Source organism: Bacillus sp. LK2, from assembly GCF_001043575.1.
In the GTDB taxonomy this organism is placed as follows: Bacteria; Bacillota; Bacilli; order Bacillales; family Bacillaceae_G; genus Bacillus_A; species Bacillus_A paramycoides.
This window is the reverse complement of sequence record NZ_LDUK01000021.1, coordinates 18,162-39,473: the sequence shown is the minus strand read 5'-3', so window position 1 is coordinate 39,473 and position 21,312 is coordinate 18,162. Positions and strand designations below refer to the sequence as shown.

Sequence of the window (21,312 nt, the reverse complement as noted above, 5' to 3'; positions counted from 1 at the left end):
GGATGGTGCGGTATGAAAAAAAGAAGAAGTAAAAAAGAAAGACAAGAATTATTACAACAAACAATAGAAACGAATCCTTTTATTACGGATGAAGATTTAGCTGAAAAATTTCAGGTGAGCATACAAACTGTTCGTCTTGATCGTATGGAATTATCTATTCCTGAATTAAGAGAGCGAATTAAGCATGTAGCTACAAAGCAACATGAAGAAGATGTGAAATCTTTACCGTTAGAAGAGGTTGTCGGAGAAATTATCGATATAGAATTAGATAGACATGCTATTTCTATCTTTGAAGTAAAGGTAGAACATGTATTTAAAAGAAATCAAATTGCTCGTGGGCATCATTTGTTTGCACAAGCAAACTCACTAGCTGTTGCGGTTATTGATGAAGAATTAGCTTTAACTGCAAAGTCTACCATTCGATACATTCGTCCTGTAAAATTAGGAGAGCGTGTTGTTGCAAAAGCGCGTGTTGAGGATGTAGAGAATGATAAAGGACGGACGGTTGTCAAAGTGCGAAGCTTTGTTGGAGAAGAACTTGTTTTTACAGGCACTTTTGAAATGTATCGATCTAGTAATTATAGTGAGGAAGGTAACAACTTATGAAAATCGCAATAGATGCAATGGGAGGCGATCATGCTCCAAAGGCTGTAGTATTAGGAGCAATGAAAGCTATTAAGGAATATTCAGATATACATATTACGTTAGTAGGGAAAGAAGAGGAAATTCGTCAATACTTAACGATTGAAGAGCGAATTACTATACTTCATACAGATGAAAAAATCGAAGCGACAGATGAACCAGTAAGAGCGGTTCGTCGAAAGAAACAAGCTTCAATGGTACTTGCAGCGCAGCAAGTAAAAGATGGTGTTGCGGATGCTTGTATATCAGCAGGAAGTACAGGAGCTTTAATGGCGGCTGGATTGTTTGTTGTCGGTCGTATGGAAGGGATTGAAAGGCCAGCTTTATCACCTACAATGCCAACTGTTGATGGAGAAGGTTTTGTTATGTTAGATGTTGGAGCAAACGTTGATGCAAAACCAATTCATTTATATCAATATGCAGTAATGGGATCTGTTTACGCAGAGAAGGTAAGAGGGATTAAAAACCCTCGCGTTGGACTTTTGAACGTTGGAACAGAGGATGGTAAAGGAAACGAGCTTTCAAAACAAGTATTTGCTATGCTCAAGGATGCGCCAATTAATTTCGTTGGAAACGTTGAATCAAGAGACTTATTGCAAGGTGTAGCAGACGTTGTTGTATGTGATGGTTTTACGGGTAATGTAGCGTTGAAATCATTAGAAGGAACAGCACTTGCGTTATTCTCTATGTTAAAAGAGCAACTAATGAGTTCATTTACGAGCAAATTAGCAGCAGCAGTATTAAAACCAAAACTTATGGTATTAAAAGATAAAATGGATTATTCGGAGTATGGAGGAGCGGCGTTATTTGGATTGAAAGCTCCTGTCATTAAGGCTCACGGTTCTTCTAATGACCAATCGATATTTAGTGCGATTCGTCAAACGAGAGAAATGGTAGCGAAAGAAGTAATTCCTACAATTTCAAGTGTAATGGAGAAGGAGCCGCTTCAATAAGAGGAGGATTTGAAATGGGAAAAATAGCATTTCTTTTTCCGGGCCAAGGTTCACAGGCAGTTGGAATGGGTAGACAGTTAGCGGAGAATAATAAAGAGGTTGCAAAAGTATTTGCAAAAGCGGATGAAGTTTTGCATGATTCTCTTTCAGAAGTGATTTTTGAAGGACCGCAAGAAAAGTTAACATTAACGACAAATGCGCAACCTGCATTATTAACAACGAGTTTTGCAATTTTAACAGCTTTGAAGGAGTATGATATTATACCTGACTTTGTCGCAGGACATAGTTTAGGTGAATATAGCGCTCTTGTAGCGGCGGGTGCATTAACTTTCGAAGACGCTGTATATGCTGTAAGGAAACGTGGCGAATATATGGAAGAAGCAGTTCCAGGCGGGGAAGGTGCAATGGCAGCTATTTTAGGTGCAGATCCGGATATGCTGAAACGAGTTACAGAAGAAGTAACAAGTGAAGGATATGCAGTACAAATTGCTAATATGAATAGCACGAAGCAAATTGTTATTTCTGGAACAAAGCAAGGAGTAGAACTTGCTTCTCAGAGAGCGAAAGAAAATGGTGCTAAAAGAGCAATTCCGCTAAAAGTAAGTGGACCGTTTCATTCCTCGCTTATGAAGCCAGCTGCTGATAGGTTCCAAAGTGTTTTAAATGAAATTACAATTCAAGACACGGATATTCCTGTTATTGCAAATGTTACGGCAGACGTTATTACACGTGGTACAGATATTCAAGAAAAGCTAATTGAACAGCTCTATTCGCCTGTATTATGGTACCCATCTATTGAGAACATGGTGAATCAAGGGGTAGATACATTTATTGAAATCGGACCTGGAAAAGTACTTGCTGGTCTTATGAAGTCAATTGATTCTTCAGTGAAAGCATATGCGATATATGATGAAGAGACATTAAAAGATACCATTTCAAATTTGAGAGGAGAAAGCTGATGTTAAAAGGGAAAGTAGCATTAGTAACTGGTGCATCACGTGGAATTGGTCGTGCAATTGCGATTGATTTAGCGAAACAAGGGGCAAATGTTGTAGTGAATTATGCTGGTAATGAGCAAAAGGCGAATGAAGTCGTTGATGAAATAAAGAAATTAGGTTCGGATGCAATTGCAGTAAGAGCAGATGTTGCAAATGCTGATGATGTTACAAATATGGTAAAACAAACTGTAGATACGTTTGGACAAGTTGATATTCTTGTAAATAACGCAGGTGTAACAAAAGATAATTTATTAATGCGTATGAAAGAAGAGGAATGGGATACAGTTATTAATACAAACTTAAAAGGTGTTTTCTTATGTACGAAAGCAGTATCTCGTTATATGATGCGTCAACGTCACGGTCGAATTATAAATATTGCTTCAGTTGTTGGGGTTATCGGAAACCCAGGGCAAGCAAACTATGTTGCTGCTAAAGCTGGTGTGATTGGATTAACAAAAACATCGGCAAAAGAGTTAGCGAGCCGAAGTATTACTGTAAATGCAATTGCTCCAGGGTTTATTGCGACTGATATGACGGATGTTTTGGATGAAAAAATAAAAGAAGAAATGTTAAAAGTAATTCCTGCTGCTCAGTTTGGTGAAGCGCAAGATATCGCAAATGCTGTAACGTTTTTTGCTTCTGATCAAAGCAAATATGTTACAGGCCAAACGTTAAATGTTGATGGCGGTATGGTAATGTAATAAAAGAATGGATTTCACCTAGTTTTTTTGGACAATATTTAATATAATATTTGAGGGGAGGTGAATGGAATGGCAGATGTATTAGAGCGTGTAACAAAAATCATCGTTGATCGTTTAGGTGTAGAAGAGACTGAAGTAGTACCAGCTGCAAGCTTCAAAGAAGATTTAGGCGCAGACTCCCTAGATGTAGTAGAACTTGTAATGCAATTAGAAGATGAATTCGAAATGGAAATTTCTGATGAAGATGCTGAAAAGATTGCTACTGTTGGCGATGCTGTGACTTACATAGAGAGTCATCTATAATGTTGAGTGAAGTCCCGTTTTTTAACGGGGCTTCTCGGCTTATATCTGGAGGGACCTATGCCGTACCGAAAACATAGAGAAAAAAAATACGAAGCAAAATATCGTGAAGCTTTTAAAGTATTTCAAGAAAAGATAGGTATTACGTTTACAGATGAAAAATTATTGATTCAAGCATTTACGCATTCATCGTATGTGAATGAGCATCGAAAAAAACCGCATGAGGACAATGAGCGTCTTGAATTTCTTGGTGATGCTGTATTGGAACTCACTGTATCACAGTATCTGTTTCAAAAATATCCGACAATGAGCGAAGGAGAGTTAACAAAACTACGTGCAGCTATTGTATGTGAGCCATCTCTTGTTCGTTTTGCAAACGAAATGTCATTTGGTAGCCTTGTTTTATTAGGAAAAGGTGAGGAAATGACGGGTGGACGTGAACGACCAGCCTTATTAGCGGATGTCTTTGAAGCGTTTATTGGTGCCCTTTATCTTGATCAAGGGCTAGAAACAGTTTGGGGATTCTTAAAAGAAGTTGTATATCCAAAAATTAATGAAGGTGCTTTTTCTCATGTGATGGATTATAAGAGTCAATTGCAAGAATTGATTCAGCGTGATGGTAGTGGCAATATTGAGTATCAAATTTTGCAAGAAAAAGGACCGGCCCACAACCGAGAATTTGTGTCACGTGTTACATTAAATAACGTGGCGTTAGGTCTTGGGAGTGGTAAGTCAAAAAAAGAGGCAGAGCAACAAGCTGCTGCAGAAGCATTGAAAAAATTAAAAGAACAATCATAAGGAATCCCCCTTTGAATGAGGGGGATTCCTTATGCATAGAATGAAACTTTCCTTTTATTTGTAAATAAAAGGATGGGGAAATCCGTATAGTAGCTTGTTTTCGTACAGACAACGTTTATAACAACGGAGAATAGGAGGAAGGCCTTTCGTGTTTTTAAAAAGATTAGAAATAGCAGGATTTAAATCTTTTGCTGAGCGTGTATCTGTCGATTTTGTTCCAGGTGTAACGTCTGTAGTAGGACCTAACGGGAGCGGGAAAAGTAATATTACTGATGCAATTCGCTGGGTACTTGGTGAACAATCTGCAAAATCATTACGCGGTGCAAAGATGGAGGATATTATTTTTGCTGGCAGTGATACGAGAAGAGCGGTTAATGTTGCTGAAGTTACATTAACTTTAAATAATGAAGACCAACGCTTACCGATTGAGTATAACGAGGTGTGTGTAACGCGTCGTGTATCTCGTTCGGGTGATAGTGATTTTTATATTAATAAACAATCTTGTAGATTGAAAGATATTATTGATTTATTTATGGACTCTGGTATGGGAAGGGAAGCTTTTTCAATTATTAGCCAGGGGAAAGTCGAAGAGATTTTAAGTAGTAAATCAGAAGAACGTCGTGGTGTATTTGAAGAAGCTGCGGGTGTGCTGAAATACAAACTTCGTAAAAAGAAAGCTGAAGGGAAATTGGCGGAAACACAAGAAAACTTAAATCGTGTACAAGATATTATTCACGAATTAAGTAGTCAAGTAGAACCACTAGAAAGACAAGCTTCTATTGCGAACGATTATCTTGAGAAAAAAGAAGAATTAGAGAAAGTAGAAGCTGCGCTTATTGTGCATGAAATTGAAGAATTACATGAAAAGTGGGAAGCGCTTCGAAATCAATTTGGGCATAATAAAGATGAAGAAGCCAAAATGTCGACGAACTTACAAAAAAGTGAAGAAGAACTTGAGGAATTACGTGGGCAATTACAAGCGGTTGATGAATCTGTAGACTCCTTACAAGAAGTTCTCCTTCTTTCTAGTAAAGAGCTAGAAAAACTAGAAGGACAGCGTGAGTTGTTAAAGGAAAGAAAGCAAAATGCAACGACGCATTGTGAGCAACTTGAAAAACTAATTGTTGAGTTGGCAGAGAAAGCTAAAAGTTATGATGGTGAAATTGAAACAAGTACAGAAGCGTTAATGCAATTTGTGAATCAAGTAAAAGAGTTGGAGACAAAATTGCATGATAACGAGCAACTACTTGCAACTTTTGCCGAGAATTTAGAGGAACAGATTGAGAATTTAAAAGGTGATTATATTGAACTTTTAAATCAACAAGCAAGTCATCGAAATGAATTATCTATGATTGAAGAACAATCTAAACAGCAAAACTCTAAAAATGAACGACTTGATGAAGAAAATGAAAAATATGTACAGATGCGTATGGAAATTACAGCGAAAAAGGCGAAACTTGTAGAAAGTTATGAGCAAGTGAAAGAGAAAGTAGCTGGCATTATTTCCGACATACAGAAGACAGAAGCTGCGCTTGGGAAATGTAAGTCGCAGTATAGTGAAAATGAAACGAAACTGTATCAAGCGTATCAATTTGTGCAACAGGCGCGCTCACGAAAAGAAATGCTAGAAGAGATGCAAGAGGACTATTCTGGTTTCTATCAAGGAGTACGTGAAGTATTAAAGGCTAGAGAAAATAGGTTACAAGGCATTGAAGGAGCGGTTGCAGAACTTCTGACTGTGCCGAAAGAATATGAAATCGCAATGGAAATCGCCCTTGGGGCAGCGATGCAACATATCGTAGTACAAACAGAAGAACATGCTCGTAATGCAATTGCATTTTTAAAGCAAAATAAACATGGCCGTGCAACGTTTTTACCTCAAGCTGTTATTAAAAGTAGATCGTTATCATTTGATCAATTACGCATTGTGAATCAGCATCCATCGTTTGTTGGTGTGGCGGCAGAACTTGTGCAGTACAATAATAAATATGAGAATGTAGTTTCAAATTTATTAGGTACTGTTGTTGTTGCGAAAGATTTACGCGGAGCAAATGAATTAGCGAAACAACTGCAATACCGCTATCGTATTGTAACGCTCGAAGGTGACGTAGTGAATCCGGGCGGTTCTATGACTGGTGGAGCTGTAAAACAAGCGAAATCCTCTATATTGGGGCGTCAACGTGAACTGGAAGAATGGACTAATAAGCTAGCTGATATGGAAGAAAAAACAACGAAGTTAGAAAACTTTGTTAAAGCAGTAAAGCAAGAGATTCAAGAAAAAGAAGTACAAATACGCGAACTACGACAAGGTGTAGAAACAGAGCGTGTAGATGAACAGAAATTAAGAGAAGAAATTAGTCGTTTAGAATTAGAAGAACATCGTATTAATGATCGTTTATCTATTTACGATTTAGAGATTGAAGGATTTTTACAAGATCAAGTAAAAATGCAAGGGCGTAAAGAAGAGTTAGAAAAGATTTTAGCGACTCTTCAAGCAGAGATTACGGAATTAGATAGCAAAATCGTCGCTTTAACGAAACAAAAGAGTGAGCAACATTCTTCGAAAGAAAAAGTTCAGAAGGAAATGACTGAGCTAAAAGTACAAGCGGCTGAACAACAACAGCGTTTGTCTAATCAAAAAGAAAAAGTTGAACGATTGACGAAGGAAAAAGAAGAGACAGATGCGACGCTTGTAAAAACGAAAGAAGATTTAGCATTCTTAAAACAAGAGATGACATCTAATTCAAGTGGTGAAGAACAAATTACGAATATGATTGAGAAGAAAGCGTATGATCGTAATCAAACTTCGGAGTTAATTCGTTCTCGCCGTGAACAACGCGTAACATTACAAGAGAGAGTAGAGTATTTAGAACGCAATGTGAAAGAAACAATAGGTAAACATAAATATATTCTTGAGATGTTGAAAGATCAAGAAGTGAAGATTAACCGACTTGATGTAGAGTTGGAAAATAGATTGCAACATTTGCGTGAAACATATACTATTTCATTTGAAGCTGCAAAACTGAAGTATACAATGACGATGCCTGCAGAAGATGCACGTAAAAAGGTGAAACTAATTAAACTATCCATCGAAGAGTTAGGCACAGTAAACTTAGGGGCAATTGATGAATATGAGCGTGTAGCAGAGCGTCACACATTCTTGCTAGAGCAAAGAGATGACCTAGAAGAAGCGAAATCGACATTGCATCAACTTATTACGGAAATGGATGAAGAGATGAAAAAACGCTTTTCTACCACGTTTGAAGGCATTCGAACGGAGTTTCAATCTGTATTCTCTGAATTATTCGGAGGCGGAAGAGCGGATTTAGTAATGACAAATCCAGAAGATTTATTAAATACTGGTATTGATATCGTAGCGCAACCGCCAGGGAAGAAATTACAAAACTTAGGTTTACTTTCAGGTGGAGAGCGTGCTTTAACGGCAATTGCGCTCTTATTTGGTATTTTAAAAGTACGCCCAGTTCCATTCTGTGTGCTAGATGAAGTGGAAGCGGCTCTTGATGAGGCAAACGTTGCTCGTTTTGCACAGTATTTAAAGAAATTTAGTGATGAAACGCAGTTTATTGTAATTACACACCGGAAAGGTACAATGGAAGAGTCTGATGTACTGTATGGTGTAACAATGCAAGAATCAGGGGTGTCTAAGCTTGTTTCTGTTCGTTTAGATGATGGAGAAGAACTTGTGGCAAGTAAATAGGAAGGATGGGAAGTATGAGCTTTTTTAAAAAATTAAAAGAAAAAATTTCAAAACAAACAGATACGGTAACAGAGAAGTTTAAACAAGGATTAGAAAAAACGAGAAATTCATTTGCTGATAAAGTAAATGACTTAGTGTATCGTTACCGTAAAATAGACGAAGATTTCTTTGAGGAATTAGAAGAAATTTTAATTAGTGCAGATGTCGGAGTTTCGACGGTGATGGAATTAATTGATCAGCTGAAAGAAGAAGTGCAACGTCGTAACATTCAAGATCCGAAAGAAGTACAGGCTGTTATTTCTGAGAAGTTAGTGGGAATTTACAAAGGTGACAGCGATTTTAGTAATGAAGTTAATATACAAGAGAATCAATTAACAGTTGTTTTATTTGTTGGTGTTAATGGTGTTGGGAAAACGACGACAATTGGTAAGCTTGCACATAAATTTAAATCGGAAGGTAAGTCTGTCCTATTAGCGGCAGGAGATACATTCCGTGCTGGGGCGATTGAACAATTAGAAGTATGGGGCGATCGTGTTGGTGTAGAAGTAATTAAACAAGGATCAGGATCTGACCCAGCTGCGGTTATGTACGATGCTGTACAAGCGGCAAAGGCTCGTAAAGTGGATGTGTTGCTATGTGATACAGCAGGACGCTTACAAAACAAAGTAAACTTAATGAAAGAGTTAGAGAAAGTGAAGCGTGTAATTGAGCGTGAAGTACCAGGGGCTCCCCATGAAGTATTACTAGTTATAGATGCAACAACAGGACAAAATGGTTTAAGCCAAGCGAAAACATTCCGTGAAGCAACGAATGTTACTGGTATTGTTTTAACAAAGTTAGATGGAACAGCTAAAGGTGGTATCGTATTAGCAATTCGTAACGAAATGGATGTTCCGGTGAAGTTTGTAGGATTAGGAGAGCAAATGGATGATCTGCAGCAGTTTGATCCAGAGCAATATGTTTATGGTTTATTTGCGAACTTAGTAGAAACAGAAGAAGTGTAAGCGAAAGAAGCGGTATTTCCGCTTCTTTTTCTATAAAAAACATGTGATGTTAAGAAAAAAACTTGACACTCTTTTATACTCCATGTAAACTAATTCATGTAAAGGGAAATCACTTAACAAAGGATGATCCAACATGCTCGAAAAAACAACGAGAATGAACTATTTATTTGATTTTTATCAATCGTTGTTAACGCAAAAACAAAGAAGTTATATGTCGCTTTATTATCTAGATGATTTATCTCTTGGTGAAATTGCGGAAGAATTTGATGTAAGTCGCCAAGCCGTGTATGATAACATTAAACGGACTGAAGCGATGCTTGAAGAATATGAAGATAAATTAGTATTACTTCAAAAGTTTCAAGAGCGACAGCGACTTGTTGCAAAGCTAAAACAGCTAATCAGCGAAGAAGAGCATGTGAATGAAGAAATGAAACAAGTTGTTGAAGCTATCGAAAAATTAGATTAGGAGGGCGGCAATATGGCATTTGAAGGATTAGCCGACCGACTTCAACAGACAATGCAAAAAATCCGCGGCAAAGGAAAAGTTTCTGAAGCCGATGTGAAAGAAATGATGAGAGAAGTTCGTCTAGCTCTTTTAGAAGCGGATGTTAACTTTAAAGTAGTAAAAGATTTTATAAAGCGTGTGTCTGAGCGTGCTGTCGGACAAGATGTAATGAAAAGTTTGACACCTGGACAACAAGTAATTAAAATCGTACAGGAAGAACTTACAGAACTTATGGGCGGAGAGCAAAGCAAAATTGCTGTTGCTAATAAGCCACCTACTGTTATAATGATGGTTGGTCTGCAAGGTGCGGGTAAAACAACGACGACAGGTAAGCTTGCGAATTTGCTTCGTAAAAAGCATAATCGTAAACCGATGCTTGTTGCAGCGGATATTTACCGTCCAGCAGCGATTAAACAGCTTGAAACATTAGGGAAGCAATTGGACATGCCTGTTTTCTCCTTAGGAGATCAAGTAAGTCCTGTTGAAATTGCGAAACAAGCGATTGCGAAAGCAAAAGAAGATCATCACGATTATGTTTTAATCGATACAGCGGGTCGCCTGCATATTGATGAAGAACTAATGGATGAATTAGCGAAAGTCAAAGAAGTTGCGAAACCGGATGAAATTTTCCTTGTTGTCGATGCGATGACAGGACAAGACGCGGTAAATGTAGCACAAAGTTTCCATGAACAGTTAGGATTAACAGGTGTTGTATTAACGAAATTAGATGGTGATACGCGCGGTGGTGCGGCATTATCTATTAAGGCTGTAACAAATACACCAATTAAATTTGCTGGTATGGGTGAAAAACTAGATGCAATTGAAGCGTTCCATCCAGAACGTATGGCATCCCGTATTTTAGGGATGGGCGACGTCTTAACATTAATTGAAAAAGCGCAAGCTACAGTTGATGAAGAGAAAGCAAAAGAACTTGAGCAAAAAATGCGTACGCTTTCGTTTACGCTTGACGATTTCCTAGAACAACTTGGACAAGTGCGTCAACTTGGACCACTTGATGAATTGTTAGGAATGCTTCCTGGTGCAAATAAAATTAAAGGGCTGAAAAATGCGCAAGTTGATGAAAAACAAATTGGGCATATTGAGGCAATTATTCGTTCTATGACTAAATTAGAACGAGAACAACCGGAAATAATCAATGCTAGTCGTAAAAAGCGCATTGCCAAAGGTAGCGGTACAACAGTACAAGAAATCAATCGTCTAATCAAGCAGTTTGATGATATGAAAAAAATGATGAAGACGATGACTGGAATGCAAAAAGGTAAGAAAAAAGGACTAGGTGGATTGAAGTTTCCATTCATGTAAGGAAAAAAAGATGGCTCTGTTAAGAAAAAATACTTTACAAAGCAATAGTCTTTTTGCTAATATAATTATCTGTGTGAAATAAATTCGGAGGTGCTTTATAAATGGCAGTTAAAATTCGTTTAAAACGTATGGGAGCTAAAAAAACTCCTTTCTATCGTGTAGTTGTTGCAGATTCTCGTTCTCCTCGTGACGGACGTTTCATTGAGGAAATCGGTACTTACAATCCGGTTGCTCAACCAGCTGAAGTTAAGATCAACGAAGAAGCAGCATTAAAATGGTTAGGAAACGGTGCTAAACCATCTGATACAGTTCGTAACCTATTCTCTAACCAAGGTATCATGGAGAAATTCCACTTATCTAAACAAGGTAAGTAATTGAGGCAATGACTATGAAGAAGTTAGTCGAGACGATTGTCAAGCCTCTTGTCGATCATCCTGAAGATGTAAAAGTTACACAGGAACTTTACAACGGAGAGATAAAGTATCGATTAACTGTACATCCTGAGGATGTTGGAAAAGTCATTGGAAAGCAAGGGAAAGTTGCGAAAGCAATTCGAATGCTCTTGTATTCAGTGGGACATCATAATGATGAAAAAGTAACACTGGAAATTCAATAAACGTAAAAAGGGCGAGGAGTTATTTCCTCTCCCTTTTTTAACATTTAAAGAGAGATTGCATGTTCCGTATATGAAATGGAAATGCTTAATTTATATAGAAACCAGGGGTGACATACTATTTATGACAAAATGGTTTAACGTAGGGAAAATTGTAAATACTCATGGCGTAAGAGGAGAAATTCGTGTTATTTCTCGTACTGATTTTCCAGAAGAGCGATATAAGGTAGGAAACACGTTATACATATGGAATGAGAAAGGTACAGACTACCTTACTGTGAAGGTAACTTCTCATCGTCAACATAAGACATTTGATTTATTAACATTTGAAGGATACAACAATGTAGATGAAGCAGAGAAATTTAAAGGTTCTTTAATAAAAGTACCAGAAGAGCAGTTAGGCGAACTAGCTGAAGGTGAATACTACTATCATGAAATTATTGGTTGCAACGTTGTAACGGAAGAAGGAGAAGCGTTAGGGACAATCAAAGAGATTCTATCTCCTGGTGCAAATGATGTTTGGGTGATTAAACGTCCAAAGGGTCAAGATCTTTTAATTCCTTATATTGATGACGTTGTACTTCAAGTTAACATTGAAAATAAATTAGTAACCATTCATGTAATGGAAGGATTGCTATAATGAAAATTGACATTTTAACATTGTTTCCAGATATGTTTACGGGTGTGTTTGGGTCTTCAATTTTAAAGAAAGCACAAGAAAAAGAAGCGGTAGAGCTTCGTGTTGTCAATTTCCGTGATTATACAACTAGTAAGCATAATAGTGTAGATGATTATCCGTATGGTGGGGGCGCTGGGATGGTATTAACCCCGCAACCTATCTTTGATGCGGTGGAAGAGTTAACGAAGGAAACAGACCGTAAACCGAGAATCGTCTTAATGTGTCCACAAGGAGAGCGTTTCACGCAGAAGAAGGCAGAAGAGCTTGCTGGAGAAGAGCATGTTATTTTTGTATGTGGCCATTATGAAGGATACGATGAAAGAATTCGTGAACATCTTGTAACAGATGAGATTTCTATTGGTGATTACGTATTAACGGGTGGAGAATTAGCCTCTATGGTAGTTACTGATAGTGTTGTACGTCTTTTACCAGGAGTACTTGGGAATCAAACGTCACAAGTGGAAGACTCTTTTAGCACGGGTTTGTTAGAGCACCCACATTATACACGTCCTGCTGATTTTCGTGGTATGAAGGTACCGGATGTATTAATGTCAGGAAATCATAAAAACATTGATGAATGGCGCCATAAAGAATCGCTTCGTCGTACTTACACACGTAGACCGGATTTATTGGAAGAACGAGAATTATCTAAGCAAGAAGAGAAATGGCTGGAACAGATTAAAGAAGACCAATAAGGACTTGATATATTTTCTGTTGCAACAGTCCTAACAATATGCTATTATAACATTTGTGCTACTGAAATCAGTAGCCGTATTAACGATGTTCCGCTGTAATTTAATAAGACTTTATAAGAGCATCTGTTTAAAGGAGAGAATTTAATATGCAACAATTAATCGCAGAAATTACAAAAGGCCAATTAAAAACTGACCTTCCTTCATTCCGTCCTGGAGACACTTTACGTGTACACGTAAAAGTAGTTGAGGGAACTCGTGAAAGAATTCAGCTTTTCGAAGGTGTTGTAATCAAACGTCGTGGTGGCGGAATCAGTGAAACATTCACAGTTCGTAAGATTTCTTACGGCGTAGGTGTTGAGCGTACATTCCCAGTTCACACGCCAAGAATCGCGAACATCGAAGTACTTCGCCGTGGTAAAGTACGTCGTGCTAAGTTATACTACTTACGTAACCTTCGCGGTAAAAAAGCACGTATTAAAGAAATTCGATAAGACATGTATGGGAGCTTGTAAATACGCAAGCTCCCTTTTTCCAATCTATATGAAATTTTGATATAATACGAACAGCTTACATAACTGTGGAGGGGAAAAGCATGAAGAAAGAGAAGAGTTCACTTTGGGAATGGATTAAAGCAATTTTGATTGCCATTGTATTAGCGGGCGTAATTAGACAGTTTTTCTTTGCCCCAATTCTCGTAGATGGTGTATCGATGTCGCCGACTTTACATGACCGTGATCGAATGATTGTTAATAAAATTGGCTATCACATAGGTGATCCGAAGCGCTTTGATATTATTGTATTCCGAGCGACGGAAGAAAAAGATTATATTAAGCGTATTATTGGCCTACCAGGCGATGAAATCGAATACCGTAATGATAAACTATATGTTAACGGGAAACCTTATGAGGAGCCGTATTTAGATAAGCAGAAAAAACAACTTGCTGACGGACCGCTTACATATGATTTTACTCTTGAAGAAATGACAGGAAAGAAAACTGTTCCAGAAGGTCAATTATTTGTTTTAGGCGATAATCGTCGTTTTAGTAAAGATAGTCGCTCAATTGGTACAATTTCAATGGACCAAGTGATTGGTAAAGCAAATATGTTATATTGGCCGTTAAAAGATGCACGTATTGTGAAATAAAAGAAAAAGAAGGTGGCAACATGGTAATTCAATGGTTCCCGGGACATATGGCAAAGGCTAGACGCCAAGTAACCGAAAAATTAAAGTTAATTGATGTTGTAATTGAGCTTGTAGATGCTCGATTACCTTTATCATCTCGAAACCCAATGATTGATGAAATTATTACACATAAACCAAGACTTGTTGTTTTAAATAAAGCGGATATGGCGGATGACCGTCTAACGAAGCAGTGGATTGCATACTTTAAAGAAAAAGGTCATATGGCAATTTCAATTAACGCACAAGCTGGACAAGGGATGAAGGAAATTACAGCGGCTTGTAAAGTGTTGGTTAAAGAAAAATTTGACAAAATGGTTGCTAAAGGTATTAGACCGAGAGCAATTCGTGCATTAATTGTAGGTATACCGAATGTTGGTAAATCTACGTTAATTAATAAGTTGGCGAAGAAAAATATTGCTAAAACAGGAGATCGTCCAGGTGTGACAACAGCCCAACAATGGATTAAAGTTGGGAAAGAAATGGAACTGTTAGATACACCGGGTATTTTATGGCCTAAATTTGAAGATCAATTAGTGGGTCTTCGTTTAGCGACAACGGGTGCAATTAAAGATTCAATTTTAAATTTACAAGATGTAGCTGTTTACGCATTACGTTTTATGGAGAAACATTATCCAGAACGTTTGAAAGAGCGATATAATTTAAATGAGATTCCAGAAGATATCGTGGAGTTATTTGATGCAATCGGAAAAAACAGAGGTTGCTTAATGGGCGGCGGAATGATTGATTATGATAAAACATCTGAGCTTATACTTCGTGAACTTCGTGGTGGTAAACTTGGAAGAATGACGTTTGAGACACCAGAAGAGTTTGCAGAGCAGGTAGAAGAAGTGGAAAAAGTAGAAGAAGTATAAGACGTGCGTTTGTGCGTCTTTTCTTTTTGGTTACGTTTAAAAGGGAGTGTACATATATGCAAAAAATGACTATTCAAAAAGCTGAATGTTTACTGCAAGAAATTATGAGTGAAGAGGATGAACATTTTCAACTGTTATTGAAAGATGAGCGAAAAGGTGTTCAAAAACTAATTTTGAAGTGGTATAAACAAAAAGAATTAGCACAAAAAGAAAGAGAAAAATTTTTAGAAATGTCAAAGTATGAAAATGCCTTACGTGAAAAAGGTCTCACATACATTGCTGGCATTGATGAAGTGGGCCGAGGACCGTTAGCTGGACCGGTTGTGACGGCGGCTGTCATCCTCCCAGAAGATTTTTATATTCCAGGATTAAATGACTCGAAAAAATTAAGTGAAGCGAAGCGTGAGCGTTTTTATGATGAAATTAAAGACCATGCGATTGCGATTGGAGTTGGCATTGTATCACCACAAGTTATTGATGAAATAAATATTTATCAAGCAACGAAGCAAGCGATGTTAGATGCTGTTGCTAATTTATCATGTACACCAGAATATTTATTAATCGATGCGATGAAGCTTCCTACATCAATTCCGCAAACATCAATTATTAAAGGTGATGCGAAAAGTGTCTCTATTTCGGCTGCATCTATTATTGCGAAAGTGACGAGAGATCGTATGATGAAAGAATTAGGTGAAAAGTATCCTGCATATGGATTTGAACAACATATGGGATATGGGACGAAACAGCATTTAGAAGCGATTGAAGTGCATGGAGTACTAGAGGAACATCGGAAATCATTCGCACCAATTAAAGATATGATTCAAAAATAAGCTGTGAATATACAGCTTATTTTTTTATTTTGGTATATGAACATTATTATTTTCAAAAAAGAATAAAGCGATTTCAGTTTTCTGACACTTTATTGTAGACAGCGTGCCAATCATCTTATACAATGGCAATGTAATGTTTTTTAAACATTAAAAAACTTTTCGAGTAAAACAGGAAAACAGGGGAGGATGGGACCATGAATATCCATGAGTACCAAGGTAAGGCAGTCCTTAGAAGCTATGGGGTTAGCGTTCCGAACGGGAAGGTTGCATTTACAGTAGAAGAAGCTGTAGAAGCAGCGAAAGAATTAGGAACGGATGTATGTGTAGTTAAAGCACAAATTCACGCTGGTGGACGCGGCAAAGCTGGCGGAGTAAAAGTTGCGAAAAATTTAGAAGAAGTTCGTACATATGCGGAAAGCATTTTAGGAACTACACTTGTGACACATCAAACAGGTCCTGAAGGTAAGGAAGTAAAACGCTTACTTATCGAAGAAGGTTGCGATATTAAAAAAGAATATTATGTAGGTCTTGTATTAGATCGTGCAACTTCTCAAGTTGTTTTAATGGCATCTGAAGAAGGTGGAACAGAAATTGAAGAAGTAGCAGAAAAAACACCTGAAAAAATCTTTAAAGAATATATTGATCCAGCAGTAGGTTTACAAGGTTTCCAAGCGCGTCGAATCGCGTTTAATATCAATATTCCAAAAGAGCTTGTAGGACAAGCTGTGAAGTTTATGATGGGCTTATATAGTGCGTTTATCGAAAAAGATTGCTCTATCGCTGAGATTAATCCACTTGTTACAACAGGTGACGGTAAAGTAATGGCATTAGATGCAAAATTAAACTTTGATTCTAATGCGTTATATCGCCATAAAGACATTTTAGAACTTCGTGATCTTGATGAAGAAGATTCAAAAGAAATTGAAGCTTCTAAATATGACTTAAACTACATTCCTTTAGATGGAAATATCGGTTGTATGGTTAATGGTGCAGGTTTAGCAATGGCTACAATGGATATCATTAAACATTACCATGGTGACCCAGCTAACTTCTTAGATGTTGGTGGCGGCGCGACAGCTGAAAAAGTTACAGAAGCATTCAAAATTATCCTTTCTGATAAAAATGTAAAAGGTATCTTCGTTAACATTTTTGGTGGCATTATGAAGTGTGATGTTATCGCAGAAGGTGTTATTGAAGCAACGAAGCAAGTAGGTCTTGAGTTGCCTTTAGTTGTACGTCTTGAAGGTACAAACGTAGAGTTAGGTAAGAAAATTTTAAATGAGTCTGGTTTAAATATTGTTGCAGCAGAATCTATGGCAGACGGTGCACAAAAAATTGTTTCACTAGTGGGCTAATAGAAAGCGGGGGAGAAAAATGAGCGTATTAGTTAATAAAGATACAAAAGTTATTGTTCAAGGTATTACAGGTTCTCAAGGATTATTCCATACAAAACAAATGATTGAATACGGTACGAAAATTGTCGGTGGTGTAACACCAGGTAAAGGTGGCACTGATATTGAAGGTGTACCAGTATTTGATACAGTAGAAGATGCTGTGAAAGCAACAGGCGCAAACGCTTCAGTTGTATACGTTCCACCCGCTTTTGCGGCTGATGCAATTATGGAAGCTGTTGATGCAAAGATTGATTTAGTAGTATGTATTACTGAAGGAATCCCTGTATTAGATATGGTAAACGTTAAGAGATATATGGCGGGTAAACATACACGTTTACTTGGACCAAACTGCCCTGGTGTTATTACACCTGACGAATGTAAAATTGGTATTATGCCAGGATATATTCACAAAAAAGGTCATGTTGGTATCGTATCTCGCTCTGGTACATTAACGTATGAAGCTGTACATCAGTTAACACAAGAAGGTATTGGCCAATCTACTGCTGTAGGTATTGGTGGGGATCCTGTTAACGGTACAGACTTTATTGATGCGTTAAAAGCATTTAATGAAGATGAAGAAACGCATGCTGTAATTATGATTGGTGAAATTGGCGGTACGGCAGAAGAAGAGGCAGCTGAGTGGGTACAAGCTAATATGACAAAACCGGTTGTAGGCTTCATTGGTGGTCAAACAGCGCCAGAAGGAAAACGTATGGGCCATGCTGGGGCAATCATTTCTGGCGGCAAAGGAACTGCTGCTGAAAAGATTAAAACCATGGAAGCTTGCGGTATTAAAGTAGCAGAAACACCAGCTGTTATGGGTGAAACATTAATCTCTGTTTTAAAAGAAAAGGGATTATTTGAAACTTGTAAAAACTACTAATCTTTTTGAAAGGCACCTCCTTGTTTGAGGTGCCTTTTTACACTTTTTTCTGTTTACATAATAAAAATTATGGGTAAGGAGAATTAAGATGAAAAGAGAACGATTATTGCACCTTCATTACATATTGGCAGATCATTGGAAGGCAATGGAGAGGCTACTATATATTGATCCGGAATTGAATGGAATATACACTTTTAGTACGAAACAATTTGAATATTACGCTGGAATATCCTCGGAAAAATCTTCAGAACTAGTAAATTTTCTTCAGACTTCAAATCTCCTGCAATATATCTCCTATTTAGAAGAAAATCGAATATTTTATACGACTATTTGGGATAAGGATTATCCACAATTATTGCGAGAAATACAAGATCCCCCTTTTGTTTTATATGGAAAAGGGGAGAGGGATTTTCTTAGTAAAGTAAATAAATTAGCGATTGTTGGGACGAGAGAGCCGTCTTTATATGGAAAGGAGAGTATGAGGTTTATTTTACACCCGTTACTTGAAAAGGAATGGCTTATTGTTAGTGGGTTTGCAAGAGGGATAGATATAATTGCTCACGAAGTTACAGTAAGGCAGCATTGCCCGACAATCGCCATATTAGGACAAGGATTATCTTATATGTATCCAAAGGAGAATAGAAGTTTATATGACACGTGGAAAGACTATATATTGTTATTGACAGAGTATCCCCCACATTATGCACCGAAAAAATGGTATTTTCCAAAAAGAAATCGAATTATTAGTGGTATAAGTAAAGGTGTTTTAGTTGTAGAAGCAAAATCAAGAAGTGGATCACTTATTACTGCAGACCTAGCGTTAGAGCAAAATAGAGAGGTATTTGCGCTTCCTGGACCTATATTTATAAATAGTGCGTCGGGAACAAATCATCTTATTCAACAAGGTGCAAAACTAGTGCGAAATGCAGAGAATATCCTTGAAGAATTTATAAATTAACTTTATATTTTTATGTTTTTATTAAACAATTATTGACAAATGGTAGATTGGCACTGTATGGTATATTCATTCTTGATTGACAAAAACAAGAGAAATCAATAAGATTAATGAAGACTTGAATCCACCTCTTAAGGAGGCACTAGCATGTCAGATTACCTCGTAATCGTGGAGTCGCCTTCTAAGGCGAAGACCATTGAGAAATATTTAGGGAAAAAATACAAAGTCGTCGCGTCCATGGGACATGTCCGCGATTTACCTAAAAGCCAAATGGGGATAGAAGTAAAGAATAACTTCACCCCGAAGTATATTACCATTCGTGGTAAGGGTCCCGTTTTAAAAGATTTAAAATCAGCGGCAAAAAAAGCAAAGAAAGTCTATCTCGCGGCCGATCCGGATCGTGAAGGAGAAGCAATTGCTTGGCATTTAGCAAATACGTTAAATGTGGACGTTGAATCAGATTGCCGAGTTGTATTTAATGAGATTACAAAAGATGCAATAAAAGAATCATTTAAATACCCTCGTGCAATTAATATGGATTTAGTAGATGCACAACAGGCAAGGCGTATACTCGATCGTCTTGTTGGCTACAATATTAGTCCTTTATTATGGAAGAAAGTAAAAAAAGGATTAAGTGCAGGACGCGTACAATCTGTAGCAGTTCGTTTAATTATCGAACGTGAAAGAGAAATTCAAAGCTTTGAACCTGAAGAATTCTGGACAATTAAAACAGAATTTGTGAAAGGGAAAGACACATTTGAAGCAAGCTTTTACGGTGTAGATGGTGAAAAAGTTCAATTAACGAACGAAGCACAAGTGAACGAAATAATCGAAAAGATGAAAGACAATGCGTTTTCGGTTGAAAATGTAACGCGAAAAGAGCGAAAGCGTAACCCTGCATTACCGTTTACAACATCTTCCTTACAACAAGAGGCAGCGCGTAAATTAAATATGCGAGCAAAGAAAACAATGATGCTTGCACAGCAACTGTATGAAGGGATAGATCTTGGAAAACAAGGGACTGTAGGTCTTATTACGTATATGAGAACCGATTCAACACGTATCTCAGAAACAGCTCAAACAGAGGCTCGTAATTACATTACTGAGGCGTTTGGTGCGGAATACATAGGAACAGAGAAGAAGAAAGAAACGAAAAAGTCGAAAGCACAAGATGCGCATGAGGCGATTCGTCCTACTTCGGTAATGAGAAAGCCAGAGGAACTAAAAAGTTTCTTAAGTCGTGATCAACTCCGTTTGTATAAACTGATTTGGGAGCGATTTGTTGCAAGTCAAATGGCATCTGCTATAATGGATACTGTTACAGCGAGACTCATTAATAACAATGTTCAGTTCCGTGCAAGTGGATCAGTTGTAAAGTTCCCAGGATTTATGAAAGTGTACGTAGAGTCGAAAGATGATGGTGCGGAAGAAAAGGATAAGATGTTGCCACCGTTAGAAGTAGGTGAAACTGTATTTTCAAAAGATATAGAACCGAAGCAACATTACACACAGCCTCCGCCGCGTTATACAGAGGCTCGTCTAGTAAGGACACTTGAAGAGCTTGGAATTGGGAGACCGTCTACTTATGTACCGACACTTGAAACAATCCAAAAACGTGGATACGTTGCTTTAGATAATAAACGCTTCGTTCCGACTGAGCTTGGTGGAATAGTAATCGAACTTATTTTAGAGTTTTTCCCGGAAATTATTAACATTGAATTTACTGCCAATATGGAGCAAAGCCTTGATGAAGTAGAAGAAGGAAATGCGAATTGGGTGAAAATTGTTGATGATTTCTACGTAGGATTTGAACCGCGCTTAGAAAAAGCGGAAAAAGAAATGCGTGAAGTGGAAATTAAAGATGAACCAGCTGGGGAAGACTGTGAATTATGTAGTCACCCGATGGTCTTTAAAATGGGTAAATATGGGAAGTTTATGGCTTGTTCAAATTTCCCGGAATGTCGTAATACAAAACCGATTGTAAAAGAAATCGGTGTTACTTGTCCGAAGTGTGATAAAGGACAAATTATTGAACGCCGTAGTAATAAAAAGAAACGTCTTTTCTACGGATGCGGTACGTATCCAGAATGTGACTTTGTATCTTGGGATAAGCCGATTGGTCGTAAATGTCCGAAGTGTGAAGGTATGCTCGTAGAGAAAAAGTTGAAAAAAGGCGTGCAAGTACAATGTATTTCGTGTGATTATGAAGAAGAACAACAAATGTGAGCGTAACTGCTCACATTTTTTTCGGGAAGAAAAGGAAAGG

At 37.6% G+C, this 21,312-nt stretch carries 22 protein-coding genes; all 22 read left to right on the top strand.

Going from position 1 to position 21,312, the window contains the following annotated elements; all coding sequences use genetic code 11:
• The first annotated feature begins 12 nt into the window (after positions 1–12).
• The 22 genes from fapR to topA all read left to right on the top strand — a co-directional run bounded on the left by fapR (position 13) and on the right by topA (position 21,272).
• On the top strand, positions 13–606 hold the full coding sequence (gene fapR, locus VK90_RS15110) for a transcription factor FapR (RefSeq protein WP_000747352.1): 594 nt from the start codon (positions 13–15) through the stop codon (positions 604–606).
• Positions 603–1,595 (top strand): phosphate acyltransferase PlsX, encoded by a 993-nt coding sequence (plsX, locus tag VK90_RS15105; protein WP_048373928.1) that lies wholly within the window; start codon positions 603–605, stop codon positions 1,593–1,595. The genes fapR and plsX overlap by 4 nt, the downstream gene beginning before the upstream one ends.
• A gap of 14 nt (positions 1,596–1,609) precedes the next feature.
• Positions 1,610–2,554: an ACP S-malonyltransferase gene (gene fabD, locus VK90_RS15100; protein WP_025148324.1), complete on the top strand. Its 945-nt coding sequence runs from the start codon at positions 1,610–1,612 to the stop codon at positions 2,552–2,554.
• Positions 2,554–3,294, top strand: coding sequence for a 3-oxoacyl-[acyl-carrier-protein] reductase (gene fabG / locus VK90_RS15095; RefSeq protein ID WP_048373926.1), 741 nt, complete (start codon positions 2,554–2,556; stop codon positions 3,292–3,294). The genes fabD and fabG overlap by 1 nt, the downstream gene beginning before the upstream one ends.
• Before the next feature lie 69 nt (positions 3,295–3,363).
• A complete protein-coding gene (acpP, locus tag VK90_RS15090) occupies positions 3,364–3,597 on the top strand; it encodes an acyl carrier protein (protein ID WP_000786062.1) in 234 nt (77 codons plus the stop codon).
• 57 nt (positions 3,598–3,654) lie between these two features.
• Positions 3,655–4,392 (top strand): ribonuclease III, encoded by a 738-nt coding sequence (gene rncS, locus VK90_RS15085; protein ID WP_048373923.1) that lies wholly within the window; start codon positions 3,655–3,657, stop codon positions 4,390–4,392.
• A gap of 148 nt (positions 4,393–4,540) precedes the next feature.
• Positions 4,541–8,110 (top strand): chromosome segregation protein SMC, encoded by a 3,570-nt coding sequence (gene smc / locus VK90_RS15080; protein WP_048373921.1) that lies wholly within the window; start codon positions 4,541–4,543, stop codon positions 8,108–8,110.
• A gap of 14 nt (positions 8,111–8,124) precedes the next feature.
• Positions 8,125–9,114, top strand: coding sequence for a signal recognition particle-docking protein FtsY (ftsY, locus tag VK90_RS15075; protein WP_002173107.1), 990 nt, complete (start codon positions 8,125–8,127; stop codon positions 9,112–9,114).
• 133 nt (positions 9,115–9,247) lie between these two features.
• A complete protein-coding gene (locus VK90_RS15070; RefSeq protein WP_000891061.1) occupies positions 9,248–9,580 on the top strand; it encodes a putative DNA-binding protein in 333 nt (110 codons plus the stop codon).
• Between the two features lie 12 nt (positions 9,581–9,592).
• A complete protein-coding gene (ffh, locus tag VK90_RS15065; RefSeq protein WP_002173106.1) occupies positions 9,593–10,942 on the top strand; it encodes a signal recognition particle protein in 1,350 nt (449 codons plus the stop codon).
• 101 nt (positions 10,943–11,043) lie between these two features.
• Positions 11,044–11,316: a 30S ribosomal protein S16 gene (gene rpsP, locus VK90_RS15060; RefSeq protein ID WP_000268750.1), complete on the top strand. Its 273-nt coding sequence runs from the start codon at positions 11,044–11,046 to the stop codon at positions 11,314–11,316.
• A gap of 14 nt (positions 11,317–11,330) precedes the next feature.
• Complete coding sequence (locus VK90_RS15055; protein WP_000737397.1) at positions 11,331–11,558, top strand: KH domain-containing protein; 228 nt, start codon at positions 11,331–11,333, stop codon at positions 11,556–11,558.
• A gap of 121 nt (positions 11,559–11,679) precedes the next feature.
• The gene (gene rimM / locus VK90_RS15050; RefSeq protein WP_002173105.1) at positions 11,680–12,195 is read left to right on the top strand and encodes a ribosome maturation factor RimM; all 516 of its coding nucleotides are present in this window, start codon (positions 11,680–11,682) and stop codon (positions 12,193–12,195) included.
• Positions 12,195–12,929, top strand: coding sequence for a tRNA (guanosine(37)-N1)-methyltransferase TrmD (trmD, locus tag VK90_RS15045; RefSeq protein ID WP_002173104.1), 735 nt, complete (start codon positions 12,195–12,197; stop codon positions 12,927–12,929). Before rimM ends, trmD begins: the two co-directional genes overlap by 1 nt.
• Positions 12,930–13,075: 146 nt before the next feature.
• A complete protein-coding gene (rplS, locus tag VK90_RS15040; RefSeq protein WP_001186517.1) occupies positions 13,076–13,420 on the top strand; it encodes a 50S ribosomal protein L19 in 345 nt (114 codons plus the stop codon).
• 101 nt (positions 13,421–13,521) lie between these two features.
• Complete coding sequence (lepB, locus tag VK90_RS15035) at positions 13,522–14,073, top strand: signal peptidase I (RefSeq protein ID WP_025148333.1); 552 nt, start codon at positions 13,522–13,524, stop codon at positions 14,071–14,073.
• Positions 14,074–14,093: 20 nt separating this feature from the next.
• Positions 14,094–14,984: a ribosome biogenesis GTPase YlqF gene (gene ylqF / locus VK90_RS15030; RefSeq protein WP_002173102.1), complete on the top strand. Its 891-nt coding sequence runs from the start codon at positions 14,094–14,096 to the stop codon at positions 14,982–14,984.
• Positions 14,985–15,040: 56 nt separating this feature from the next.
• Positions 15,041–15,814, top strand: coding sequence for a ribonuclease HII (locus tag VK90_RS15025; protein WP_002173101.1), 774 nt, complete (start codon positions 15,041–15,043; stop codon positions 15,812–15,814).
• A 194-nt stretch (positions 15,815–16,008) separates the two neighbouring features.
• On the top strand, positions 16,009–17,169 hold the full coding sequence (gene sucC, locus VK90_RS15020) for an ADP-forming succinate--CoA ligase subunit beta (RefSeq protein WP_002173100.1): 1,161 nt from the start codon (positions 16,009–16,011) through the stop codon (positions 17,167–17,169).
• Positions 17,170–17,188: 19 nt separating this feature from the next.
• Positions 17,189–18,091, top strand: a complete 903-nt coding sequence (sucD, locus tag VK90_RS15015) for a succinate--CoA ligase subunit alpha (RefSeq protein WP_000115186.1) — start codon at positions 17,189–17,191, stop codon at positions 18,089–18,091.
• 88 nt (positions 18,092–18,179) lie between these two features.
• Positions 18,180–19,049 carry a DNA-processing protein DprA gene (gene dprA, locus VK90_RS15010; RefSeq protein WP_048373916.1) on the top strand — a complete coding sequence of 290 codons (870 nt, stop codon included), beginning with the start codon at positions 18,180–18,182 and terminating at the stop codon, positions 19,047–19,049.
• Between the two features lie 144 nt (positions 19,050–19,193).
• Positions 19,194–21,272, top strand: coding sequence for a type I DNA topoisomerase (topA, locus tag VK90_RS15005; RefSeq protein ID WP_002173098.1), 2,079 nt, complete (start codon positions 19,194–19,196; stop codon positions 21,270–21,272).
• Positions 21,273–21,312: the final 40 nt, after the last annotated feature.